Source organism: Phenylobacterium sp. (assembly GCF_020402505.1).
Lineage (GTDB): Bacteria > Pseudomonadota > Alphaproteobacteria > Caulobacterales > Caulobacteraceae > Phenylobacterium.
The window spans coordinates 1-4,284 of sequence record NZ_JADBZL010000156.1; the positions used below are offsets into that span (position 1 = coordinate 1).

The 4,284-nt window shown below is 63.2% G+C and carries 3 protein-coding genes and 1 pseudogene; 2 read left to right on the forward strand and 2 right to left on the reverse strand.

Annotated elements, in window-relative coordinates; genetic code table 11:
• A pseudogene (locus IM632_RS11240) lies at positions 1-145 on the reverse strand (phosphoserine aminotransferase); the annotation flags it as partial.
• A gap of 689 nt (positions 146-834) precedes the next feature.
• Between IM632_RS11240 and IM632_RS11245 the strand changes: the two are divergent.
• A complete protein-coding gene (locus IM632_RS11245; protein WP_296552340.1) occupies positions 835-2,235 on the forward strand; it encodes an agmatine deiminase family protein in 1,401 nt (466 codons plus the stop codon).
• On the forward strand, positions 2,235-3,416 hold the full coding sequence (locus IM632_RS11250) for an MFS transporter (RefSeq protein ID WP_296552342.1): 1,182 nt from the start codon (positions 2,235-2,237) through the stop codon (positions 3,414-3,416). The genes IM632_RS11245 and IM632_RS11250 overlap by 1 nt, the downstream gene beginning before the upstream one ends.
• 220 nt (positions 3,417-3,636) lie before the next feature.
• On the opposite strand, the gene IM632_RS11255 is transcribed toward IM632_RS11250, so the two are convergent.
• The gene (locus IM632_RS11255; RefSeq protein WP_296503785.1) at positions 3,637-4,065 is read right to left on the reverse strand and encodes a hypothetical protein; all 429 of its coding nucleotides are present in this window, start codon (positions 4,063-4,065) and stop codon (positions 3,637-3,639) included.
• Positions 4,066-4,284: the final 219 nt, after the last annotated feature.

Sequence of the window (4,284 nt, forward strand, 5' to 3'; positions counted from 1 at the left end):
GCGCCTTGCCCGGCTTCGACCGGTGCGAGCGGCCGAGGACGGCGTCATTCAGGGCTTCGGGGGTCCATCCGGGGCGCTTGGCGCACGGGCCGGAAGAAAACTCGGGACGGGCCGGGCGCACGGCCGGCCGCGGGATCGTAGTCATTGCGATGTCTCCCATCCTTGCAGATGGACTGCGCCCCGTTGGGGGGGCGTGGCCCGTCGCGCACAAACGCCGGTTTGGGCCGGAAGGCAAGGGGGAAGTGGGGTTCGGACGACGGATCGTCGTCGGAGTCGCCGCCATGGGGGCAGGCTCGGCGTTCCTCGCGCCCTGCGCTTCGTTGGCTTCGGCAATCCAGCGTCCTCGCCGTTTCGCCGGCCCGGATCTCTTCCCGGGTCTTGACCCGCCCGGACTCAACGTCTACCGTCTAAACAGTGTTTAGATTGAGCCCGCCCAGAGGCCATCGTCAACCCAGCCGCGGATACGGAGCGCTGCATGTCGAATACGAAGGTCTGCATCATCGGCGCCGGACCTGACGGGCGGCATATGCTTCGTCGCCTCGGACAGGCATGCGTCCGATTTCGACTCCCGCGCATGGCAGACCTATCTCAGGGGCGTCTTCGACCGGAAGGGACAGACACCGCCTGATCGTCACCCCGCCGTGCTGGAGCACCGGCCGGATGCCTCCCGCGCTGAGGCGCTACCCTTCAGCCTTGCGGCGGAGTGACCCATCCCCGGGCTCACCCGTCAAGGGGGCGCCCGGCTTGCGGGAGCCCGGCGGACCAAGACACCCGTAAGGTCGGAACCCGATATTCGTCGAGCCCGGCGCATCAAGACCTGCATGGAGAACACGCGTGATCGCATTGATTGTTGGAGTCGCAGCGGGAGCGCTCTTCGGATTCCTCCTGCTCCCCCGGGCGATCCAGTTCGTCTTGAAGCGGCTGATCGTGAACACCTTTGCCGAGATGGCTCCGACGACGCCATTTCACTTGCACAACGGAGAGACTTTCTTCCGCTTGATCACCCAGGGAGCGCCCTGGTTGCGGGACAGGGTCAGCCTGGCGACGTCCGAAGAGGCCCTGAAAGCGCTCAAGCGACTCTACCCCATGGCCACTGCACCCGTGCGGAACGAAACGGACTTCGGAAGGATAGCAGGCTTCCTGAGGCAGAGCGGTTCGATCTCCCTGCTCAGCGGTTCCGGTGTCGATCTTGCTGAAATCCCTGAGATCGAGATCCCGGAATTCGGGCCGGCGACGCATTACGGATCCCGGCCGCCCACCGGATACGCCCTGCCCGGAGAGCATGAACCCCTCGACGGCGTTCTGCTGAGCTGGCCGATCAACTATCCTGAGCGCTGGATCCACCATGCGGGTTTTGCCTCGCTTATCGCCGAAGCAGGGGCCCAGCCTGTCATTCTGGCCCCCTCAACCGCCTGGTTGCGGATCGTGAAAGCCTATATGGCGGCGGCCGCGCCCTCCGCAAATGCGCGTTTCCTCCCGATCGCAACCGACGATGTCTGGATTCGGGATTTCGGGCCGCACTTTGTGAAATCAAAGGAGGGTCAGTTCGCCCTTGTGGCCACGCCCTATACGCCGTCAGAGCATAACTTCCAGAAGCACGACAATGCGAGCCAGGTCGATCTCGCCCGCGCCTTCGGATTGCCCTTCCATTTCCTGCCGCTGATCATCGAAGGCGGCAACCTTGTGACCGATGGCGCCGGCACAATGGTCATGTTCGACAGTGTCTTCGTGCACAATCCCGAGCGCACCATCGCCGATATCGAACACATCGTACGGGATTGGTTTGGGATCGACCGCCTGATCCTCTTTCCGGCGCTCAAGGGTGAAGTCACCGGCCACATTGATATGGCCGTGAAGTTTGTCGATCCCGGAACCGTCCTGGTCGCTGACGTTGACGCAGGCCACCCCTGGAAGTCGAACTTCGACAGCATCGCCGCCAGGCTCGCAGCAACCCCTTCCAGCCGCGGCGCTCCCTACCGCGTCGTTCGCGCGCCAGCCGCCCAGACCCCGAAGGGGCGCGGGCATTTCTGGAGTTACGTCAACAGCCTCACGGTCAACAAGACGGTGATCCTGCCCTTCTTCAATCCACGGGAGGATGAACGCGCGATCGAGATTTACCGGTCAGTTGGGTTCGAGAATGTTGTCGGGGTCGACTTTCGCGATTTTCCCCTGGGGTCGGTTCACTGCCAGTCCAAGGAAATTCCGGCGGGCGTCATGGGCGCGGGGTGTTCCTAGTGGAGCAGCAGGCTTCGATCTCGCACTTCGTCCGGTCGACCTGGCGGTTTCTGGCGTGTGCTGTGGCCTGCAGCGGCATCGGCATCACCATGTCGGTGATCGCGCCAGGCCTGATCGGCGGCTACACGGCGGCGCCTGAGGCCGGGGGTCTGGGCCTGGACCAGGCTCATGCCGGCCGATACGTGACCTTGGAAATGCTCGCGACAGCCCTCGCCGCGATCGCGTCCGCCCCTCTGATCGAGAGGGTCCGGCTCAGCCATATCCTGCTTGCCAGCGTCGGCCTGGTCCTGGTGGCCAACCTCTCCGCCCTGCTGGTCCCTCCCCCCGGCCTGTGGCCGTTCCGGATCCTGGCCGGCGCAGCAGCGGGAATGGCTGTGGGCGCTGGCAACGCGATCATCGCCCGTTCCATTGACCCGGATCGCCTCTACGGCTTGTCCGCAACCCTGGCGACGGCCTATTCCGCCCTGGCTCTGATTGCGACGCCGGTGGCTGTGAGTCTCTTCGGCTACACCGGGATTTTCGGGCTTCTGGCCCTGAATGTCGGCATCCTCTGTCCGATCCTTCTTCTCCTGCCGGACAAGGCGAACTCGGCGCCGCACCGGGTGTCAGCCGGCCAACCGGGGGGCTCCGTGACCCTCGCCGCGCCCCTGCTGATCTCGGCCTTCCTGCTGAATGTCAGCGATGGGGCGATTTACGGCTTCTCCGAGATGATCGGAAGGCGGAGCGGACTTGAACCCGAGGCCGCCAGCGCCGTCCTGGCGCTCGGCGGCTTCTTCGGAATCGCCGGGGCACTGCTCGCCGCCCTGATCGGCAGCCGCTTTGGGCGGTTGGCCCCGGTGACCGCTGCGATCGTCGTGAAGCTGCTCTCCGGATGGGTCATCACGACCTTCAGGCAGCCCGAGGTCTATGTCGCCATGCAGTTGATGCTGACCCTCAGCTTCTATTTTGCGATCACCTATACGCTGGGGCTGGGTGCGGCGATCGATCCCGGCGGCTCGGTCTCGGCCAGCCTTGGCGGCGTCATCCTGCTGGGAGGTTCCGTCGGCCCCTGGATTGGCGGAACGATCATCACGGATCAGGGTTATTCCGCCCTGGGGCTGACCTGTGCGATCCTCCTCACCCTGGCCTTGGCGACATTCTTTGTCGCCGAGAGGCGTCTGCGCAGATCACAGGGTCAATGACCTCAGCTCCGGCGTCAGCAGTCTGATGTCCCCGCCCCCCAAGACCGCCGCGACAGGTCCGACCGCCACGTGGCCGGGAAGGCGTCATCCGGAGGCCCCAAGACCCGGGCCGCCGAGGGATCGCGGTGACGGTGATGTCTCCCATCCTTGCAGATGGACTGCGCCCCGTTCGGGTGGCGTGGCCCGCCGGTTTAGGCCGGTGGGCAAGGGGAGGTGGGGCTCAGGCGTGCTCTGTGGTGCGCCGTCGGGATGTCCAGACGCCGATGGCGAGGCTTACAAGAAGTACGACGGTGGCTAGGTTGCTTGCTAGTGCGAATGTGCGGTCCAATTGTAAGTCATTGATTTGATAGTAGGCGTGAATACAAAAAAGTAGGGAAACAGATAGCATCATAAGTGCAATCCAGAGATGGCTGTACACCATTGCAATTACTAAGAAACTTAACGCCATAAAGCCATCAATAGAAAGGAAAAAAATTCCCGATTGGCTGGGATTCATTTTCATTTCCACGAGTTTAGATGCAATAGTGGCGAGGGAGAATACGATAGCGGCTATTCTTGCTGCCCTTCCGCCTGAAAACAATGCCCAGGCCGGGATTGCGACAACAAGTACTGTAAGCAGGTGCAGCAGAAAGGCATTGCTGGGTGGCATCAAAAGGGGCTCCTCCCGCGAGAGAAGAGCCCCAAAATCATTAACAAGCGGTGAGGCTGTTCAGGCGACGATGCGCTGATCATTGTCCTCTTGAAGCTTGAAGGCATCCTTGTTGTACGGCCCGACCATCCGCGGGCGAATGCCCAGGCGCAGGGCGGCTTCCTCCAGGCCGGAGTGGACCTGTCCCATGGTGGTGCGGGCTGAGCTCAGGGCGGCGAC